This is a genomic window from Allobosea sp. (assembly GCF_035999205.1).
Taxonomy (GTDB): domain Bacteria; phylum Pseudomonadota; class Alphaproteobacteria; order Rhizobiales; family Beijerinckiaceae; genus Allobosea.
The window spans coordinates 1-19,272 of the sequence record NZ_DASYHA010000015.1 but is presented as its reverse complement, the minus strand read 5'-3'; the positions used below and the strand labels follow the sequence as shown (position 1 = coordinate 19,272).

Sequence of the window (19,272 nt, the reverse complement as noted above, 5' to 3'; positions counted from 1 at the left end):
AGAAAGCGATATCGGACCGGGGGCAGGAGCTGCCCTCGATCCGATGAATGATGCGAGCCGGGCGCAGCCGGCCTAGGTGCCGCGCTCAGACGCGCAGCAGCGTCTTGATGGCGCGCCTTTCATCCATGGCGCGGTAGCCCTCCGCGACATCGGCGAGCGGCAGTTCGAGGTCGAAGACCTTGCCCGGCTCGATCTTGCGTTCCAGCACGAGTTCGATCAGGTCCGGCAGGAAGCGCCGCACCGGCGCAGGGCCTCCGAGCAGCCCCCTCTGCGAGAAGAACAGCTGCTGCCCGTCGAACTCGACGCCATGCGGCACGCCGACATAGCCGATCATCGAGCCGGGCCGGGCACATTCGATGGCCTGCTGCATCGACTCCTGCGTACCCACGCATTCCAGCACGGCGTCCGCTCCGATATTGGCGGTCAGTTCCTTGATGCGCGCAATGCCGGCATCGCCACGCTCCGAGACGATGTCCGTCGCGCCGAATTCGAGGGCGAGGTCCTGGCGTGTCTTGTGGCGGCTCATCGCGATGATGCGCCCGGCGCCCATCTGCTTCGCCGCGAGCACGCCCATGAGGCCGACGGCGCCATCGCCGACGACAACCGCCGTGGAACCAGCCTGCACCCGCGCCGCGTAAGCCGCATACCAGCCGGTGCCGAGCACGTCCGAGACCGCGAGCAGGCTCGGGATCAGATCGTCCGGCGGCAGTTCCGGCGTCGCAACGAGCGTGCCGTCCGCCAGCGGAACGCGCAGCAGTGGTGCCTGCGCGGCGGTCATGAATTCGCGTTGCTCGCAGGATGACTGGAAGCCGAAGCGGCAATGCGGGCAGGTGTTGTCGGACAGGCAGAAGGAGCCGACCACGAACTGCCCCGGCTTGACGGTCGTGACCGCGCTGCCGACCTCCTCGACGATCCCGCAATATTCGTGGCCCATGGCCATCGGCGCGGTGACCTCGTTCAGGCCGCGATAGGGCCAGAGGTCCGATCCGCAGATGCAGGTCGCCGACAGCCGCAGGATCGCGTCGGTCGGACGCAGGATCGTCGGTTCCGGGACCTCCTCGCAACGGACGTCGCGTGCGCCATAGAGCATCGTTCCAAGCATGACAGTCTGTTCCCGTTCGGTGATGAAGGGCCGCCACGGCGGCGAGAATTTCGCAGATCTGCGGCGATTCTCGGGTCAGGCGGCGCGGTAATCGCGCTCATCGACGCGTTCCATCCAGACTACGTCCGAGACCGCATCGGCGGCAGCGAGGGCGATGAGGGCGATCGATGCGTCGGGGGCGGCGCCGAACCAGCGGCGTCGCCCTGGCTCGACCCAGACGACATCTCCGGCCTGCATCGGCTCGGGCCGGCCGCCATCGCGCTGCAGGAGCCCTTCGCCCTCGATCACCAGCAGGGTCTGTCCTCCCGGATGGCTATGCCAGGCCGTCCGTGCGCCCGGGTGAAAGGTCATCCTCGCGCCGTACTGGCCGGCTGCGCCTCCGAAGGATGCGGCAACGTCCACCCGGCCGGTAAAGCGATGTGGAATGGCGGCGCCGGTGACGCGTGCTTCGCGAACGAGGTCCATCTGTGATTCCTGAAACGGGCGCCCCTTCACCCTCCGGATCACACGCTATCTTGAGGCCATTGTGATGATAATCTGCTGTAAGCCGCATGTGGTTATATGCGAGGTTCATGAATGCGGCGCGAAGAGCTGGTCGATCTGAATGCATTTCTGGTCGTCGCGGAGGAGCAGAGTTTCACGCGAGCGGCGGCTCGCCTCAGCACCTCGCAATCCTCGCTCAGCCACACGATCCGGCGGCTCGAGACCCGTCTCGGCGTGCGCCTGCTCACCCGCACGACCCGCAGCGTCGCCGCCACCGAAGCCGGGGAGCGGCTGCTCGGCACCCTGCGACCGGCACTCGACAGCATCGGCTCCGAACTCGATGCGCTCAGGGAATTGCGCGTCAAGCCCGCCGGGACGATCCGCATCACCACCGCCGAGCATGCGGCCGTCACGATCCTGTGGCCGGCGCTCCAGAAGCTGCTGCCCGACTATCCGGACATCCATGTCGAGCTCAGCATCGATTCCGGCTTGCGGGACATCGTCAGCGAGCGCTTCGACGCGGGCGTACGGCTGGGCGAGGCCGTCGCCAAGGACATGGTCGCGGTCAGGATCGGACCCGAGGTCCGGATGATCGTCGTCGGCGCGCCTTCCTATTTCGCGACACGGCCGGTTCCGCAGACGCCGCATGATCTCGCCGGTCACCAATGCATCAATCTGCGGATGCGCAGTTCGGGCGGGCTCTATGCCTGGGAAATGGAGAAGGATGGGCACGAGCTGCGCGTGCGCGTCGAGGGCCAGCTCGCCTTCAACGAGGTCGAGATGATCGTCCGCGCCGCGAAGAGCGGCTTCGGGCTGGGCTTCGTGATGGAGGACCGGGTGCAGGAGGACATCGCAGCCGGGCGCCTGGTCAGCGTGCTCGACGACTGGTGCCCGCCATTCGCCGGCTATCATCTCTACTATCCGAGCCGGCGCCAGCCCTCGGCCGCCTTCGCGCTGCTCGTGGAGGCCCTGCGCTATCGGGGTTGAGCTGCGGCCCAGCGGCCAGCCCAGATTGATGAAATTCCAATATAGCCTCAATCGGAATTGACCGGCTAATCGCCCCCTGCCTTTGCCCCTAGCCTGTCCGTCGAGACTGGAAGGATACCGACCGCCCCGGCCCGCCGGGCGGCGGCGCGCGCGATGGCCCGCGTCGGCATGCCGTGTCGGAATCCGTTAGCGGAGCATATGGCTCGATGAAGATTGCCGTTCTTGCAGCGGGGTTCCTGACCGCGTCGCTTGTCATTGTCCGGCCGGCCCATGCGCAGGATGCGACGGCTGGCGAGCGCCTCTTTCGCCAGCGCTGTGCTGCCTGCCACACCGTTCAGCCCGGGCAGAACCGGATCGGGCCGCATCTCTCCGGCATCGTCGGCCGCAAACCCGGCAGCGTCGAAGGCGCACGCTATTCCAAGGGCCTGAGCGAGCTCGAAGCGAACTGGGACCCGACACGTCTCGACGCGTTCCTCGCCAATCCCCGCAGTGTCGCTCCCGGCACGACCATGGCCCTCAGCGTCCCGAGTGCAGCCGACCGCGGCGATATCGTCGCCTATCTGCAGGGCCTGACCGCGACCAACTGAACGCAGCAATCTCACAGGGGAAAGCAGGATGACGAAGCTCAACGTCAACGGGAAGGTCGTGGATGTCGATGTCGAGGATGACACGCCCTTGCTGTGGGTCATCCGCGATCATGTCGGCCTGACCGGCACCAAGTATGGCTGCGGAGTTGCCCAGTGCGGTGCCTGCACAGTCCATATCGACGGCGTCGCAACGCGCTCCTGCGCGCTTCCGCTCAGCGCTGTGACCGAGGACCAGAAGATCGTCACGATCGAGGGGCTGGGCGCCGAGAAGCCGCATCCGGTCCAGCAGGTCTGGGCCGAGCTCGATGTCGCGCAATGCGGCTACTGCCAGGTCGGCATGATCATGGCGACGGCGTCGTTGCTCGCCCAGAACCCGAAGCCGAGCGAGGACGAGATCCGGTCGGAGATCACCAATATCTGCCGCTGTGGCACCTATGGGCGCGTTCTGGCAGGCGTGAAGCTCGCCTCCGAGCGCATGGCATCGAACAAGGGCTGACGGAGGCGAGCATGAGCATCGAACAGCAGACCAGCGCCTCCTCCCGTCCCTCGCGCCGCGGCTTCCTCGCCGGCGCCACGGCCGGCGCCTTCAGCTTCGGCTTCTCCTTCCCGATGCCGCAGAAGGCGCTGGCGCAGCCGGCCGCCGCGCCGGACGTCAATGGCTGGGTGGTGATCCGGCCCGACGACAGCGTCACCATCCGCATAGCTCGCATCGAGATGGGCCAGGGTTCGCTGACCGGCCTCGCCCAGCTCGTCGCCGAGGAACTCGAATGCGACTGGGACAAGGTGCGCTTCGAGCTGGTCAAGCCCGGTGAGAACCGTCGCCGCCAGAACCTCTGGCGCGACCAGTCGACGGGCGGCTCGCGCGCGATCCGCGGGTCGCAGGAATATGTCCGGATGGGCGGAGCCGCCGCGCGCCACATGCTGGTTCAGGCCGCGGCGCAGGGCTGGGGCGTGAACCCGGCCGAGTGCAGCGTGGCGAAGGGCGTGATCACGCACAAGGCCAGCAACCGCACGACGAGCTATGGCGCCGTCGCGCAGCTGGCGGCAACGCTGACCCCGCCGAAGGAGATCACGCTCAAGGATCCCAAGGATTGGACCATCGCCGGCAAGCCGGTGAAGCGGATCGATACCCTCGACAAGCTCAACGGCTCGCTGGTCTACGGCACCGACATCCGTATGGACGGCATGCTCGTCGCCGTCCCGAAGGCCTGTCCTGTCCATGGCGGCAAGCTCAAGAGTTTCGATGCGGCCGCTGTCCAGGGCATGCGCGGCGTCAGGCATGTGCTGCGCGTCGACGACGAGACGGTCGCCGTGGTCGCCGACACATTCTGGCGCGCCAAGACGGCGCTCGAAGCCTTGCCGATCGAATGGGAGGAGGGGCCGGGAGCCTCTGTTTCGAGCGAGACGATCGCGGCGAAACTGCGCGAGGGCCTGGCGGCCGAGACCAATTTCGTCGGCAACCGCGTCGGCGATGCCAAGTCCGTGCTGGGCAAGGCCTCGCGGGTGATCGAGGCCGATTACAGCTACCCCTACCAGAACCATGCGCCGATGGAGGTGCTGTCGGCGACGGTGCGCTGGACGCCCGAGCGCTGCGAGATGTGGGGCCCGACCCAGGTCCCGGAGCAGGCACTGGACGCGGTCGCCGCGGCGGCGGGCCTGCCGCGCGAGTCCTGCGAGGTTCACACCATGCGCATCGGCGGCAGCTTCGGCCGGCGCCTCATGGTCGACTACGTCACCATGGCCACGCGGATCGCCAGGCAGGTGCCGAACACGCCGGTCAAGATGATGTGGAGCCGCGAGGAAGATATGGCCCAGGGCCGCTTCCATCCGGTGACGCAATGCCGCCTGCGCGCCTCGCTCGACGCGCAGGGCAATGTCGAGGCGATGCATATGCGCATCTCCGGCCAGTCGATCATGGCCTATATGCGGCCCTCGATCATGACCGCCAATGGCGATCCGGTGACCTTCCAGGGGCTGATGCCGGGCGGCGCGGAAATGGCGATCGGCTACTCGATCCCGAACCTGCTGATCGACCATGCCATGCATAATCCGCATGTGCGGCCGGGCGCCTGGCGTGGCGTCAACCTCAACCAGAACGCGCTCTATCTCGAGTGCTTCATCGACGAGCTCGCCCATGCGACGGGTGCCGATCCGCTCGTCTTCCGGCGCAAGCTGATGGCCAGCCATCCCAAGCATCTCGCCGTCCTGGAGGCGGCGGCGAAGGGCATCGGCTGGGAGACCACCAAGCCGGCCGAAGGCGTGCATCGCGGCCTCGCCCAGGTCATGGGTTTCGGCAGCTATGTCGCCGCGGCAGCCGAGGTTTCTGTGACCGGCGGCAAGCTCAAGATCCACCGCATCGTCGCCGCCACCGATTGCGGCCACGTCCTCAACCCGCAGCAGATCGATGCGCAGATCTCGGGCTCCTTCGTCTACGGCCTCTCCGCCATGCTCTATGGCGAGTGCACAGTGAAGGACGGCCGCATCGAGCAGCAGAACTTCGACACCTACAACGTCATGCGGCTCGACGAGATGCCGGCTGTCGAAGTGATAACAGTGCCCTCGGGCGGATTCTGGGGCGGCGTCGGCGAACCGACCATCGCGGTCGCGGCACCGGCGGTGCTGAACGCGGTTTTCGCGGCCACCGGCAAGCGGGTCCGCCATATGCCGCTGAAGAACATCGACCTCGGCAGCACCTGACGCAGCAATAGCGGCCGGCGCCGGGCGACGCCCCGGCACCGGCGCAGCATCCGCATCTGGACCAAGGCGCCAGCATTGGCTGGAACTCGAAGCGATCCGTTTCGAGGACGAGCCCTCATGCGCGCGAGCGCCGTCATCGAAGGAGATCGACCATGAAGAACGTAGCGGCCGGGATCGCAATCTCGGCACTCGCCGCGGTGGGCGTCGAGGCGCAGGAGAACCGCCGTAGTCGCGTCGCCCCGGCCCCTGTCTACGAGGTCTCGCCCGGGCTCGGTCATTTCACCGACGACGTGCTGTTCGGCGAGGTCTGGCTGCGCAAGGAGCTCGCGCCGCGCGACCGTAGCCTCGTCACCGTCGCTGCACTGGTTTCGACCGGCAAGACGGGCCAGATCCCGGGGCACGTCCGGCGGGCACTCGACAATGGCGTTCAGCCGGGCGAGATCGGCGAACTGATCACCCATCTCGCCTTCTATACGGGCTGGCCGAATGCCATTTCAGCGGTGACGGAGGTCAAGCGCGTCTTTGACGAGCGCAAGATCGGCCCCGTGGCGGAGAGCAAGGCCGAGCCGATTGCACTCGAGGCCGTTGCCGAGGCGGCACGGGCAGCGGCCGTGAACAAGTCGGTGGCACCGATCGCCCCGGCTCTCGCGGACCTGACGGATCGCGTGCTCTTCGGCGATCTCTGGCGCAGGGCGGAACTCGCGCCGCGGGATCGCAGCCTTGTGACGATGGCCGCGCTGATCGCGATCGGGCAGCCCGAGCAACTGCCCTTCCATGCCAATCGCGCCATGGACAACGGCCTCAGCTGGATCGAAGCCGCGGAAGTGGCGACCCATATCGGCTTCTACGCCGGTTGGCCGCGCGCGATGTCGGCGGTGCCTGTGCTTGAGAAGGTCTTTGCAGCCCGTGAGGCGAAGGCTGCGCCAGCGGGCGCCGCGCCGTCCAATGCCGATCTGCGGATCGTGCGGTCGGCAACGAGCGAGATGGCAATCGGCCCGGCCAGCCAGTTCACCGGCCAGGTCCGTGTTTCGGGTCGCTACCGGGGCGACGAGCCGGCCCGCATCGGCGGCGGCACGGTCTCATTCGCCGCCGGCGCACGCACCGCCTGGCATACGCATCCGCTCGGCCAGACGCTGTTCGTCGTCTCCGGGCGTGGCTGGGTGCAGAAGGAAGGCGGCCCGCGTGAGGAAGTCGGACCGGGCGATGTCGTCTGGATCCCGCCGAACCTCCGCCATTGGCACGGCGCGACTGCCGACCAGCCGATGACGCATTTCGCCATCGCGGAAGCGCTGAACGGCAGCGCGGTGAGCTGGATGGAGCTCGTTTCCGACGAGGCCTACCGCGCGGGATCGAAGTGAGGATGGCCGGGCGAAACCCGCGGACTCAAGCCGACAGGAACTCCATGAAACGTTCAGTCATGCCGGCGGGGCTCGTCGCACTGTCGATGATCGCGACTCTGGTCGTCGGCTGGCAGGTCCATGCCGAGACCAATCGGGTGACATTCCCGGAGATCGACAAGCTCGTGCACTACACCACCGTGCGTCGCGGCAACGTCACCGAGCACATCATGACGACACCGGAGGCCATGCAGGCGATCAAGGCCAACCGGCCGGTCGCCGCCGGTACGCATTTCGTGCTGGTCGATCACCGGGACGGCAAGGTCTTCCGCTACTTCGTCATGGAAAAGGGCGATAGCTGGGGAGCGGACTACGCCGCGGGCCGGCGCACCGGCGACTGGCAGTTCCAGTGGTTCTGGCCCGATCGCTCGGTCAACCTCAACGAGAACACCGCCCGCTGCCAATCCTGCCACGGCAGCCAGTCTGCTGGGGAATATCTCTTCACAGGCAACCGCATCCCGCGTTTCGACGGCAAGCCGGTCGAATAGGCTGCTGGCGCCCTCGTGAACCACACACTCCTCGCCCGTTTGCTGCTCGACGCCCTCGCGGCTGGGCTGCTCCTGCTCGGGCTGTCCTACTGGTGGCTCGGCAACACCGTGCATGAGATCGTCGGCACCGCGATGTTCCTCCTGCTCATGCTGCACAACGTCTTCAACCGGCGCTGGTATGGCCGGCTCGCCGCGGCAGGCCGGGAGCCGCGCAGCCTGTTCAACATCGGCGTCACCATGGGGCTGCTTGCGGTCATGCTGGTCCTGCTCGGGACCAGCATCCTTATCTCGGAAGCGCTTTCGCCGATTCTTCCGATCCAGGGCGGGTTCACCGCCCGTCAGATCCATACACTCGCAGCCTATTGGGCGCTGATCATCGTCTCGATCCATCTCGGCCTGCGCTGGCCGATGATCATGGGCGTGGCGCGCCATGTCTGCGGGATCAGGCAAGCCAGCGCGTCCCGGGTGCTGCTGCTCCGCTGCCTTGCCTTACTCATCGTCTTCCATGGCGCATGGAGCGGCTGGCGGCTTGGTCTCGGAACCAGGCTTTCGATGCAGATGACGCTCGACTGGTGGGATTTCGAAGCTTCCGCGCTCGGCTTCTTCGTCCATTGCGTCGCGGTCTCGGGAGCGGTCATCGCTGCCGTCCATTACGCTGGCCGGTTCGCCGGGTGGCGCCGAGGCGCCTCACCTCGGAGGGCAGCCCGCTCGGCCGGATGATGCGGCCGAAGGCAAGCGCGCTGGAATGGCCGGGATTGTCCGGCTCCGGAAGCCTCAACTTGCCGCAACCTCGCTCGCAACCTCGGCAATCAGCGATCTCAGCCAGCGATGGGCCGGATCGTTGCGATAGCGGACGTGCCAGGCCATCTCGACCGGGAAGCTTCCGAGATCGACCGGCGACGGCACGATCTTCAGCCGTGGATCCCCGGCGAGATGGCGGCAGATCAGCTTCGGCAACGTGCTGCAGTAGTCGGTGACGGCGATCAATTCCGGAATTGCCAGGAAATGCGTGACGGAGACCGCAATGTCCCGTCTCAAGCCTTGCCGATCCAGGGCCTGGAAGAGGCCGGCGCGCAATCGCCCGGGAGGAAGCATGTTGATGTGCTTCAGGCTTTCATACTGCTCCCGGGACATCGTCTCCGAAATCTCGGGATGATCCGCCCGCACCACGCATGCAAGGCCGTCATCCATCAGATGCTGCACGACGAGGCTGTCCGGCGGGTCGACGATCCGGCCGAGAACCATCGCCGTATCGCCGGAGATCACCCCGGTCTCCACGACGTCGCTGCCATAGGGGGTGAGGCGCAGCCTGATGCCCGGCGCGATCTCCCGCAGCCGCGAAACGATCGCCGGGACCAGCACGAACTCGACATAGCTGTTGGGCGCGATGGTGATCAGCCGCTCGGCCCGTGCCGGATCGAAGTCCTGCTGGCCGAGCACGATGTCATCGACCGTCGCCAGCGCCGCGGCGATCGCCGGCGCGAGCTCCAGCGCCAGCGGCGTCGGCTGGATGCCATAGCGCTCGCGGATGAAGAGCTGGTCGCGCATGACCGCGCGCAGCCGCGTCAACGCGTTCGAGAGCGCAGGCTGCGTGATTCCGAGGCGCTGCGCGGCGCGGGTGACGCTGCGCTCCTCCATGAGCACGACAAAAATGGGCAGCAGGTTGAGGTCGTACCGCATCAGTCATAATCTACCATGAATATCTAAAATCATAGAAATAAACTTCTGAAATATGTTGTCCCCGAGCATGGTGGCGGTGTCAGAGGACGCCAACGACTTTTCAGGAGGTCATCATGAGCAAGGGCAAGGTGCTTGTTGTCGGGTCGAATGCCACCCGGATCGAGATCCAGGGCGGCGGCACCGGGGCGACGGGCCAGTATCTCAACGAGACGGTCGTACCCGCCATGGCTGTGATCGCAGCCGGCTACGACGTTGTTCTCGCGACGCCTAATGGGACCAAGCCGCATATCGACGAGGCTTCGGACTCGGCACAGCATTTCGAGGGCGACGAGACCGCCTATCGGCGCGCGAAGGCGTTCTATGCCGAGGACCCCGCGATGAACCAGGTGCGTACGCTGCTCTCGGTGGTCGAGGAAGGGCTCGACGGCTATGCCGGCGTGTTCGTGCCCGGCGGTCAGGCTCCGGTGGTCGACCTGATGCAGGATCCCGCCCTGGGCGAAATCTTGCGCCACTTCCACGAGCGCGCCAAGCCGACGGCCCTGCTCTGCCACGGACCGATCGCGGTCGCGGCGGCCATGCCGCATGCGCGCGAGTTCCGTTCGGCCCTGATCGCCGGTGCTCCGGCAAAGGCGCGCGAGTGGGCCGCCGACTGGCAGTACGCCGGCTATCGCATGACCGTCTTCTCGGCGACCGAGGAGAGGGTGGTCGAGGACCACATCCTGCATGCGAAGATGTATTTCAACATGCCCGAGGCGCTCACGCTTGCAGGCGGCGAGGTGGTGACCGGCGCCGTCGATTTCGAGCCGCATGTCGTCGAGGACCGTGAACTGATCACGGGTCAGAATCCGCGTTCCGATCATCCGCTCGCGGCGCGGTTCGTCGCAGCGCTCGACCGCGCCGTCTCGGCATGAGCCTGCGCAGGACCGGCGGGCTTCTGGCGGGCCGGAGCCCGCCGATGCTCCGCCCTGCCACCAGGGAGGTATCGATGTCTGCTCCAGTGAAGATCGTAGCCAGCCTGACGGCGCGCCCCGGACGAGCCGAGGAGCTCAAGGCGCTGCTCTTCGGCATGGTCGCACCCAGCCGGGCGGAGCCGGGAAATCTGCGCTGGGACATCTGGCAGGACCAGACCGATCCGGGGCACTTCGTGCTCGACGAATTGTACACCGACGACGACGCCATCGCCGCGCACCGGACGACGCCTCACTTCAGGACCTATCTCGGTTGCATCGCCGACCTCGCCGAGCGCAAGGCGCTGGTGCTCGCGGCCATCGACGTTGCCTGACACAATCAAAAACGGCGCCGCTCGAGCCGTAAACCCCATTCCCATCCCACCGGAGATTCAGATCATGGCACTGAAAGACATCCTGCCGGGCAAGCTCGGCTTCGGCGCAGCGCCGCTCGGCAACATGTTCCGCGACATTCCCGAGAAGGAGGCCCTCGCGACCGTCGAGGCCGCCTGGACCGACGGCATCCGCTATTTCGACAATGCTCCGTTCTACGGCGCTGGCCTCGCCGAGATCCGCATGGGCGAGGCGCTCGCCGACAAGCCGCGCGATGAATACGTCATCTCGACCAAGGTCGGCCGCGTCATTCTCGACGAGGTCGAGGATGTCAGCGCCCGCGACCTCGGCGAGAAAGGCGAGGTCTTCAAACATGGACGTCCCAACCGCATCGTGAACGATTATTCGGAAGATGCGACGCTGCGTTCGATCGAGGACAGCCTGAAGCGCCTCAAGACCGATCACATCGAGATCGCCTTCGTCCACGACGTCGCCCAGGACTTCTATGGGGACGACTGGCTCGGCGTCTTCGAGATGGCGCGCAAGGGGGCCTTCAAGGCGCTCGACCGGCTGCGCGACGAAGGCGTGATCAAGGCCTGGGGGCTGGGCGTCAACCGCGTCGAGCCGATCGAGCTTCTGCTGGCGCTCGACGGCCCCCGGCCGGATGGATTCCTGCTCGCCGGGCGCTACACGCTGCTCGATCATTCCCGGGCGATTCAGCGTGTGATGCCGATGGTCGAGGAGCGCGGGCTGTCCATCGTGGTTGGCGGCCCCTACAGCTCGGGCGCGCTCGTCGGCGGGCCGAACTTCGAATATGCGCCGATCACACCGGCGATCCGTGACCGGATCGCCCGGATCAAGGCGATTGCCGACCGCCATGGCGTCAGCATGAAGGCTGCGGGGCTGCAATTCTCGCTCGCGCATCCGGCGGTCGCGGCCGTGATCCCGGGTGCCAGCCAGCCCAGCCGCATCGCCGAAGATCGCGCCGCGCTTGCTGAGGTCGTACCGAGCCAGTTCTGGCGCGAACTGCGCGAGGCCAATCTGGTTGATCCGAAGGCTCCGCTCCCCTGAGTCCATGGGCGCACGCCCGCAGATCGCATCGGCCTCGCTGCGGGCTAAGCCTTGACCGTCACGGCGGCTGCCTGCGCTCGAAGAAACGCGACGAAGTCATCCACGATCGCGGAGCGCAGGCTGTGGGACGGAAAGAGCACGCCGAAATTATAGGCGATGTCCGGGCTGAACGGACGCCAGACCAAGCCACGGCTTTCGAATGCCTGCGCCGTGAACGGGTCGGCGATGGTCGCCCCGACGCCATTGACGACGAGCTCGCAGGCGACGGCGGCGATCGAGGTGTCCACTCTGACATCCGGTACTGCCCCGGCCTCGTCCAACGCCTGCTGGAGCGCGCGATGGGCATAGCTGTCCGGCCCCTTGCCCACGAAGGCGAGGCCGTGGAGATCGCCGGGCGTCACAATGCTTTTCGCGGCCAGCGGATGCTCGGGGCGCATCACGCAAACCCCATGGGCCGGATCGAACAGTTCGATCTCCACCCCCGGCTTCTCCATCGGCAGCATGGCGAAGCCGATGTCGAATTGCCGTGTCGAGACCCAGGACGCGATCGTCTCCGAGCGTTGGACCTGCAAGCTGGCCGCGACCCCCCGCCGGGTTTCAAGAAAGCGCGCCAGCATCGTCGGCAGAAAGCGGTGCGCGAGGGCCGGCATGCTGACGATCCGCAGATTCTCGACCCGCTGCTGCCTGATCTGCGCCGCGCGCTCCGAGATGCGATCAAGCCCGATGAAGCTGCGTTCGACCTCGTCGTGAAGCGCCACCGCTTCGGCCGTGGGCAACGTCATGCCGTCGACGCGCGTGAAGAGCGCGAAGCCCAATCGCTCCTGCAGCTCCTTCAGCAGCCGCGAAACCGAGGGTTGGGAGGTGCGCAAGAGACGCGCCGCCTTCGTGAAGCTGCCGACATGCAGCACCGCGTTGAAGGCTTCCCAGTGCTTATGGCTGATTTGCGCCAAATCAAGGCACTCCCGCTTTCGATCCGCCAAGGACTTACCAGGGCACGACGCGGCCGGCAGCACCCGCCGGCTGAACGATGAGGCATGCCCATATCAAATCCGGATCGACCGATCCATACTTAGTCAATTGACAGATACCCCCTCGCACCCGAACCCTGACTGCAATCAGGACAAGAGCGAGGGGATATCGAGATGCAGAAGCGTTACCGTCGTCCGGCCACGATCGGCCTGGCCCTGCTGGTTTCCGGCCTGGCCGCGAGCCACGCCGCCGCGCAGGACACGATGTATGTCGCGGGCTATGGCGGCTCGTTCGAGCGCTTGATGCGCGAAGCCGTCATTCCGTCCTTCGAGAAGGCGAACAACGTCAAGGTCGAGTATGTCGCCGGCCAGTCGACCGCAACTCTCGCCAAGCTCCAGGCACAGCGGGCCAAACAGGAGATCGATGTCGCCATCGTCGATGACGGTCCGATGTATCAGGCGGTGCAGTTCGGCTTCTGCGCGCCGATCCAGAAGGCGCCGGTTCTCGACGACGTTTATCCGATCGCCAAGCTGGCCGACCAGGCGGTGGCTTTCGGCATCGGCGTCACCGCTCCGGTCTACAACGCCAAGATTTTCAAGGAGAAGGGCCTGCCGGTACCGACCTCCTGGGCCGATCTGGGCAATCCCGCCTATAAGGGCCAGCTCGCATTGCTCGGCGCGGCCAGCACCACCGGCCTGCACGGGCTCATCATGGTCGCGCGCGCGACCGGCGGCGGCGAAGCCAGCATCGAGCCCGGCTTCAAGGCATTCAAGGACGGCATCCGCCCGAACATCGTGACCTTTGCGCCGTCGGCGCCGAAGCTCGAGGAACTGCTCCAGAGCGGCGAGATCGCGCTGACCGTGGTCTCGCGCTCCCGCGCGGTCGCGCTGAAGAAGGAAGGCCTGCCGCTTGAAACGGTCGAGCCGAAGGAAGGCGCCGCCGCTCTGATGGTGACGATGTGCCCGGTGGTCGACAGCGACGTGCCGGCGCAGGCGCAGAAATTCGTGCAGCACATGCTCTCGCCCGAGATCCAGAAGGCCTTCGCCAAGGCAGGTTACGGCCCGGTCAACCGCAAGACCGAGCTCAGCGAGGACGAGAAGGCCGGGCTCGCCGTTGGCGACGAAGCGGTCGGCAAGCTCGCGAAGATCGATTGGCCGACGGTCAACCAGAACCGCGCCGCCTGGACGCAGCGCTGGAACCGCGAAATCGAGCGCTGAGCGCCTGTCCCTTCCGGCCGGCTCAGCCCGGCCGGAAGGCCTTTCCAACGGAATGTGCTGATCATGGCGAAAATTGCGCTCGAGGCGCTCACCAAGCGCTTCGCGAGTTTCACCGCGCTCGCCGGCATCGATCTGGCGATCGAGCCCGGCGAGTTCGTCGGCCTGCTCGGCCCTTCGGGCTGCGGCAAGACGACGACGCTCAACATCGTCGCGGGGTTCGAGGAGCCCAGCAGCGGGCGCGTTCTGCTCGATGGCCGTGACCTGGTCGGCGTGCCTGCCAGCAAGCGCGGCATGGGCATCGTCTTCCAGAGCTATGCGCTGTTTCCGCATATGACGGTGGCGGAGAACGTCGCCTTCGGGCTCGAGATGCGCGGCATCGGCCGCTCCGAGCGTGACGGCAAGGTTCGCCAGGCGCTCGATCTCGTCCATCTCTCGGCGATGGCGGATCGCTATCCGCGCCAGCTTTCCGGCGGCCAGCAGCAGCGCGTCGCGCTGGCGCGGGCGCTGGCGATCGAGCCGGCGCTGCTCCTGCTCGACGAGCCGCTTTCCAATCTCGACGCCAAGCTGCGCGAGGAGATGCAGATCGAGATCCGGGCGATCCAGCGCCGGGTCGGCACCACGACCATCATGGTCACGCATGATCAGGCCGAGGCGCTGGCGACCTGTGACAGGATCGCGGTGATGGATGCGGGTCGCATCGTCCAGTTCGCCGATCCGCTGACGCTCTACGATGCGCCGGCAAGCCGCTTCGCCGCGGCCTTCGTCGGCCGTTCCTCGCAGTTCGCCGCGACCATCGTCTCGGTGTCCGGCGATGTAGCGAGCCTGCGGATCGATGGCGTGTCCGACGCGGTCGGCGGCCGGATCCGCGGGGCGCTGCCCGGCGGCTCGTCCGTGCTGATCGCGCTGCGTCCCGAAAAGGTGCAGGTCGCAGCCGCTGGAACAGGGGCGATCGACGGACGCCTCGCCTCGCGGGTTTTCCAGGGAAATGCCTGGCTTTTCGCGATCGAGACCCCGGTCGGCGCCGTGCTGGCCTCCGAGCCGCATCGCGGCGTGCCGCGTTTCGCCGAGGGCGACGCCGTCTCCGTCAGCTGGCGCGCAGAGGATGCCGCCGTCGTACCGGAGCGCGGCCATGGCTGACGCGACGCGCCGCCGCGCGCCTTATCTCCTCAGCCTGCCGGCGCTCTTGATCTTCGCGGCCCTGCTGCTGGTGCCGCTGGCAATGATCGTCGGGCTGAGTTTCCAGGCCTACGATCTCAATACCGGCCGCATCGAGGGGCTGACGCTCGGCAACTACGCCGACACGCTGGGCGATTCCTATTATCACGGCATCTTCCTGCGGACACTCGGCATCGCGCTGGCGACGACGCTGGTCTGCATCCTGATTGGTGCGCCTGAGGCCTATTTCCTTTCGCGCATGAAGGCGCCCTGGCGCTCGATCTTCCTGATCGTGACACTGAGCCCGCTGCTGATCTCGGTCGTCGTTCGTACGCTTGGCTGGGCGCTTCTCTTCGGCCGCAACGGCGTGATCAATCAGGTACTCGCGGCGCTGGGACTCGCCTCGGGGCCGATCCCGATGCTCTATACGGTGCACGGCGTGATCATCGCGCTGGTCCACGTCGCCGTGCCCTTCATGGTGATCTCGGTCTGGGCCTCACTGCAGCGGCTGGATCCGCGGGTGATCCGGGCCGCGCAGTCGCTCGGCGCCAGCGAATTCACGATCTTCCGGCGCATCGTGCTGCCTCAGGTCGCGCCCGGCATCCTCTCCGGCTCGCTGATCGTCTTCGCCCTGGCGGCGAGCGCCTTCGCGACGCCTGCGATCATCGGCGGCCGGCAGCTCAAGGTCGTCGCCACGGCGACCTATGACGAGTTCCTCGGCACCTTGAACTGGCCGCTCGGCGCGGCCGTCGCGGTCGTCCTGCTGATCGTCAACGCCACGATCATGCTGACCTACAACCGCATCGTCGAGCGCCGCTATTCGAGGTTTGCCCAATGAGCCGCAATGGGCCTTTCGCGGTGCTGTTCCACAGCCTCTTCGTCGCCTTCATGCTGGCGCCGCTGGCGGTGGTCATGTGGATGTCGCTGACGCCATCGAACCTGCTCTCCTTGCCGACCACGGAGCTCTCGCTGCGCTGGTTCCGCGCGATCCTCGGCCATTCGCAGTTCCTCGAGGCGTTCTGGTTCAGCATCCTCCTGGGTGTCATCGCCGCCACCATCGCGATGCTGCTCGCCGTCCCCGCCGCGCTGGCGTTGGCGCGGCACCGCTTTCCGGGGCGGGACGCGTTCGTGGCGCTGTTCCTGTCGCCGCTGATCATCCCGCATGTCGTGCTCGGCGTTGCGTTCCTGCGCTTCTTCACGCAGATCGGCACGACCGGCTCGTTCATCGGCCTGCTCGGCAGCCATGTGCTGGTGATCTTCCCCTATGGACTGCGTCTGGTGCTCGCCGCCCTGACGACGAGCGACCCGGCAATCGAGCGCGCCGCGATCTCACTCGGCGCCTCGCAATGGACCGTGTTCCGCCGGGTGCTGCTGCCATTGATGATTCCGGGCGTCGCCGGCGGCTGGATGATTTCCTTCATCCAGAGCTTCGACGAGGTGACGATGACGGTCTTCGTCGCCACGCCGTCCTCGATGACGCTGCCCGTGCGCATGTACCACTACATCGAGGAATCGATCGATCCGCTGGTCGCGTCCGTCTCGACCGTCGTGATCCTCCTGACCTTCCTGCTCATGGCGATCGTCGACCGCATCTACGGGCTGGACCGCATCCTGGTGGGCAAGGGCTGAGGGCCCTGCCGGACATTTCTGATCTTTGAGGACAAATCCCATGAAAGCGATCGTGGTCGGGGCCGGCGTCGTCGGCGCATCCGTGGCTTATCGCCTTGCGCAGGCCGGTGCGGATGTCACCATCGTCGAGGAGCGTCGGCCGGGCGGCGGCACCTCGAGCGTGACCTATGCCTGGGTCAATGCCTGCGAGAAGCTGACGTCGCATGCCTACTTCCGCCTGAACTTCGCTGGACGGCAGGCGCATGAAGCGATCCTGGCGGAGTTTCCCGGGGCGGACTGGTATCACCGGCCCGGCGTGCTGCAGTGGCAGGATGCCGAGGCCGAGGCTGGCGGCCGTGACGGCACAGACCCGCTGTCCAAGCTGCGTCAGCTCGTCGAATGGGGCTATCCGGCCGAGGTGCTGAGCCTCGATGACGTCCGCAAGCTGGAGCCCGACCTCGCCCCGGAGGCGATCGGCAACGCGCCGGTCATCCATTATCCGCAGGACGGCTGGCTCGACCCGGTGCCCTATGCCGGTGCCCTGGTCGGCGCCGCGATCGAGCGGCATGGCGCACAGTTCATGGAGGGCAGGGCCGAGCGTCTCGTTCTTGCCGGCGATCGCTGCGAGGGCATCGTACTGGCAGATGGCCGCGCTCTGACGGCCGATGTGGTCGTGAACTGCGCCGGGCGCTGGCTCAACGAATTCATCGAGCGGCCGGAGCACCGGATCCCGCTGGCACCGACCCTCGGCATCGTCGCCTACACGCCGCCGTCGGGCGCGCGGCTGCACAGCGCACTGCGGACGCCGCTGGTCAACATGCGCCCCGATGGCGGCGGCCGCTTCCTGCTCCGGTCGAACGAGCTCGACCGGTTGCTCGAGACCGATGAGGGCGCGGTTCCCGCTCATCCCCAGGCGCAGGAACTGATGCGCCGCGCGGCCAAGACGATCCCGGCGCTCGCGAAAGTGCAGGTCGAGGCCGTCAGGATCGCGACCCGCCCGATCCCGAAGGACAGCTACTCCGCGGTCGGCCCAGTGCCGGGACTCGGGAATTACTACGCCGTCGTGACCCATAGCGGCGTGACGCTGGGCGCCTTCCTCGGCGAGGCCGTCGCCGACGAACTCGTCAACGGACGCTCGCGCGAGGAACTCGCCGAGTTCCGCCCGAGCCGCTTCTTCAACTGAACGGAGCCCGATCATGCGTGTCGCCATCATGGGAGCCGGTGCCGTCGCCTTCGCCAGCGCGGCCTTCCTGATCGAGCGCGGCCACGAGGCCGTGCTTTGGTCTCCTTCCGGCAAGAGCACGGCCGCCCTTGCAACCGGGCAGCCGCTGCTCAGCCAGGGCAAGATTAGCGGCGAGTTCCGTCCGGTCGTCGCAGCGAGCTGTGAAGCGGCGCTGGCCGGTGCCGACGTGGTGCTGATCGCGCTGCCGGCCAACGGCCACAAGCTCGTCATGGACGCGATGGTTCCGCTCCTGACCCCAGGCCAGGCGGTCGTCATCTCCTCGCATGCTTCGCTGGGCGGCTTCTATCTGGCGCAGCGCCTGAAAGAGCGCGGCGTTGAGCTGCCGATCATCGCTCTCAGCACGACCGTCCTGCGGGCGCGCCGGATCGGCGAGACCGAGGTCAAGATCGCCACCATCCGCAGCAAGGTCGATCTCGCCACCTTGCCGAAGCGCCTCGGCGAGGCCGGGCTGGAACTCTGCAATGCGCTGTTCGGAGAGCGTTTCCGGCAGGTCGACAGCCTCCTTGCCGTGGCCCTGAGCAACGTCAATCCGCAGAGCCACATGGCGCTGGCACTTTGCAACTTCACCCGTATGGAACAGGCCGAGGCCTGGGGCCAGAGCGAGCACATGACGGCGTCCGTCGGCCGGCTGCTCGAGGCCATCGATGCCGAGCGGCTCGCGCTCGCTTCGGCCTTCGGTGTAACGGTTCGGACGATGCGCGAGCATTACTCGCTGACTTACGGCGTGCCAGACGCACCACTCAGTGAGACCGCTCGGATGCTCGCCGAAACGCAGCCCGTCACGCTCGGGCCTGCAACGATCGACACGCGCTACACGCTGGAGGACGTTCCGTTCGGCCTGTTGCCGTTGAGCGAGCTCGGGCGGATGGCAGGCGTGCCGATGCCGCTGCATGCGGCCGGCTTGGCGATCTTCTCCGCTCTCTATGGGCGCGAACTCACCGCGGAGAATGACATCCTCCCCCTGATGATGGCGGCCGGACTGTCACGCGAGCAGCTATCGGCCTAGGGCCGCGCGTCGTCGTTGGCGTGCGTTGGGGCTCGCCAGTCAGCGAGCGGGAGTGTTCCGCTCGCGGTTGGCTTTTGGAGGGCGGGCTGGCCGGCCGTTCGCGAGCGGGCTTGGTCTGGTGCTTTGCGCGGAGAACGCGAAAACCCCGCCTCGGTTGGAGACGGGGTTTGGCTTGTTTTGGTTGCGGGGGCCAGATTTGAACTGACGACCTTCAGGTTATGAGCCTGACGAGCTACCGGGCTGCTCCACCCCGCGACAAGGGCTTGAACCGGTTTCCAGGCATTTTTGGGCCTGGTCTTGAG

Annotated in this window: 20 protein-coding genes and 1 tRNA gene; 16 read left to right on the top strand and 5 right to left on the bottom strand. The window is 66.7% G+C overall.

Annotated features, from left to right (window positions below):
* Nucleotides 1-85: 85 nt before the first annotated feature.
* Nucleotides 86-1,102 carry a zinc-dependent alcohol dehydrogenase family protein gene (locus VGN82_RS04445; protein WP_327525785.1) on the bottom strand — a complete coding sequence of 339 codons (1,017 nt, stop codon included), beginning with the start codon at nucleotides 1,100-1,102 and terminating at the stop codon, nucleotides 86-88.
* 75 nt (nucleotides 1,103-1,177) lie between these two features.
* Nucleotides 1,178-1,567: a cupin domain-containing protein gene (locus VGN82_RS04440; protein WP_327525784.1), complete on the bottom strand. Its 390-nt coding sequence runs from the start codon at nucleotides 1,565-1,567 to the stop codon at nucleotides 1,178-1,180.
* Between the two features lie 111 nt (nucleotides 1,568-1,678).
* Here VGN82_RS04440 and VGN82_RS04435 point away from each other — a divergent pair, with 111 nt between their 5' ends.
* The 7 genes from VGN82_RS04435 to VGN82_RS04405 all read left to right on the top strand — a co-directional run bounded on the left by VGN82_RS04435 (nucleotide 1,679) and on the right by VGN82_RS04405 (nucleotide 8,461).
* Nucleotides 1,679-2,572 carry a LysR family transcriptional regulator gene (locus tag VGN82_RS04435; RefSeq protein ID WP_327525783.1) on the top strand — a complete coding sequence of 298 codons (894 nt, stop codon included), beginning with the start codon at nucleotides 1,679-1,681 and terminating at the stop codon, nucleotides 2,570-2,572.
* 206 nt (nucleotides 2,573-2,778) lie between these two features.
* Entirely contained in the window at nucleotides 2,779-3,159 is a 381-nt protein-coding gene (locus VGN82_RS04430) for a c-type cytochrome (protein ID WP_327525782.1), read from the top strand.
* Nucleotides 3,160-3,187: 28 nt separating this feature from the next.
* The gene (locus VGN82_RS04425) at nucleotides 3,188-3,655 is read left to right on the top strand and encodes a (2Fe-2S)-binding protein (protein ID WP_327525781.1); all 468 of its coding nucleotides are present in this window, start codon (nucleotides 3,188-3,190) and stop codon (nucleotides 3,653-3,655) included.
* Nucleotides 3,656-3,666: 11 nt separating this feature from the next.
* On the top strand, nucleotides 3,667-5,856 hold the full coding sequence (locus tag VGN82_RS04420; RefSeq protein WP_327525780.1) for a xanthine dehydrogenase family protein molybdopterin-binding subunit: 2,190 nt from the start codon (nucleotides 3,667-3,669) through the stop codon (nucleotides 5,854-5,856).
* Between the two features lie 152 nt (nucleotides 5,857-6,008).
* A complete protein-coding gene (locus VGN82_RS04415; RefSeq protein WP_327525779.1) occupies nucleotides 6,009-7,214 on the top strand; it encodes a (R)-mandelonitrile lyase in 1,206 nt (401 codons plus the stop codon).
* Between the two features lie 44 nt (nucleotides 7,215-7,258).
* Nucleotides 7,259-7,741 carry a cytochrome P460 family protein gene (locus tag VGN82_RS04410; RefSeq protein WP_327525778.1) on the top strand — a complete coding sequence of 161 codons (483 nt, stop codon included), beginning with the start codon at nucleotides 7,259-7,261 and terminating at the stop codon, nucleotides 7,739-7,741.
* Between the two features lie 15 nt (nucleotides 7,742-7,756).
* On the top strand, nucleotides 7,757-8,461 hold the full coding sequence (locus tag VGN82_RS04405; protein ID WP_327525777.1) for a DUF4405 domain-containing protein: 705 nt from the start codon (nucleotides 7,757-7,759) through the stop codon (nucleotides 8,459-8,461).
* A 54-nt stretch (nucleotides 8,462-8,515) separates the two neighbouring features.
* On the opposite strand, the gene VGN82_RS04400 is transcribed toward VGN82_RS04405, so the two are convergent.
* Nucleotides 8,516-9,421: a LysR family transcriptional regulator gene (locus tag VGN82_RS04400; RefSeq protein ID WP_327525776.1), complete on the bottom strand. Its 906-nt coding sequence runs from the start codon at nucleotides 9,419-9,421 to the stop codon at nucleotides 8,516-8,518.
* Between the two features lie 113 nt (nucleotides 9,422-9,534).
* On the opposite strand from VGN82_RS04400, the gene VGN82_RS04395 reads away from it, so the two are divergent.
* The 3 genes from VGN82_RS04395 to VGN82_RS04385 all read left to right on the top strand — a co-directional run bounded on the left by VGN82_RS04395 (nucleotide 9,535) and on the right by VGN82_RS04385 (nucleotide 11,772).
* The gene (locus tag VGN82_RS04395) at nucleotides 9,535-10,332 is read left to right on the top strand and encodes a type 1 glutamine amidotransferase domain-containing protein (RefSeq protein WP_327525775.1); all 798 of its coding nucleotides are present in this window, start codon (nucleotides 9,535-9,537) and stop codon (nucleotides 10,330-10,332) included.
* Between the two features lie 74 nt (nucleotides 10,333-10,406).
* The gene (locus VGN82_RS04390; protein ID WP_327525774.1) at nucleotides 10,407-10,703 is read left to right on the top strand and encodes a putative quinol monooxygenase; all 297 of its coding nucleotides are present in this window, start codon (nucleotides 10,407-10,409) and stop codon (nucleotides 10,701-10,703) included.
* A 64-nt stretch (nucleotides 10,704-10,767) separates the two neighbouring features.
* The gene (locus tag VGN82_RS04385; RefSeq protein WP_327525773.1) at nucleotides 10,768-11,772 is read left to right on the top strand and encodes an aldo/keto reductase; all 1,005 of its coding nucleotides are present in this window, start codon (nucleotides 10,768-10,770) and stop codon (nucleotides 11,770-11,772) included.
* A gap of 44 nt (nucleotides 11,773-11,816) precedes the next feature.
* Here the strand turns inward: VGN82_RS04385 and VGN82_RS04380 are convergent, their stop codons facing one another.
* Entirely contained in the window at nucleotides 11,817-12,785 is a 969-nt protein-coding gene (locus VGN82_RS04380; protein ID WP_327525772.1) for a LysR substrate-binding domain-containing protein, read from the bottom strand.
* 129 nt (nucleotides 12,786-12,914) lie between these two features.
* Here VGN82_RS04380 and VGN82_RS04375 point away from each other — a divergent pair, with 129 nt between their 5' ends.
* From VGN82_RS04375 to VGN82_RS04350, 6 genes are all read left to right on the top strand, one after another.
* Entirely contained in the window at nucleotides 12,915-13,958 is a 1,044-nt protein-coding gene (locus VGN82_RS04375; protein ID WP_327525771.1) for an ABC transporter substrate-binding protein, read from the top strand.
* A gap of 63 nt (nucleotides 13,959-14,021) precedes the next feature.
* Nucleotides 14,022-15,095, top strand: coding sequence for an ABC transporter ATP-binding protein (locus VGN82_RS04370; RefSeq protein WP_327525770.1), 1,074 nt, complete (start codon nucleotides 14,022-14,024; stop codon nucleotides 15,093-15,095).
* Entirely contained in the window at nucleotides 15,088-15,951 is an 864-nt protein-coding gene (locus tag VGN82_RS04365) for an ABC transporter permease (RefSeq protein WP_327525769.1), read from the top strand. The genes VGN82_RS04370 and VGN82_RS04365 overlap by 8 nt, the downstream gene beginning before the upstream one ends.
* Entirely contained in the window at nucleotides 15,948-16,742 is a 795-nt protein-coding gene (locus tag VGN82_RS04360; RefSeq protein ID WP_327525768.1) for an ABC transporter permease, read from the top strand. Before VGN82_RS04365 ends, VGN82_RS04360 begins: the two co-directional genes overlap by 4 nt.
* Nucleotides 16,743-16,782: 40 nt before the next feature.
* Nucleotides 16,783-17,904, top strand: a complete 1,122-nt coding sequence (locus VGN82_RS04355; protein ID WP_327525767.1) for an NAD(P)/FAD-dependent oxidoreductase — start codon at nucleotides 16,783-16,785, stop codon at nucleotides 17,902-17,904.
* 13 nt (nucleotides 17,905-17,917) lie between these two features.
* On the top strand, nucleotides 17,918-18,970 hold the full coding sequence (locus VGN82_RS04350) for an NAD/NADP octopine/nopaline dehydrogenase family protein (protein ID WP_327525766.1): 1,053 nt from the start codon (nucleotides 17,918-17,920) through the stop codon (nucleotides 18,968-18,970).
* Between the two features lie 178 nt (nucleotides 18,971-19,148).
* Here the strand turns inward: VGN82_RS04350 and VGN82_RS04345 are convergent.
* Nucleotides 19,149-19,225 (bottom strand) — tRNA-Met (locus tag VGN82_RS04345).
* Nucleotides 19,226-19,272: the final 47 nt, after the last annotated feature.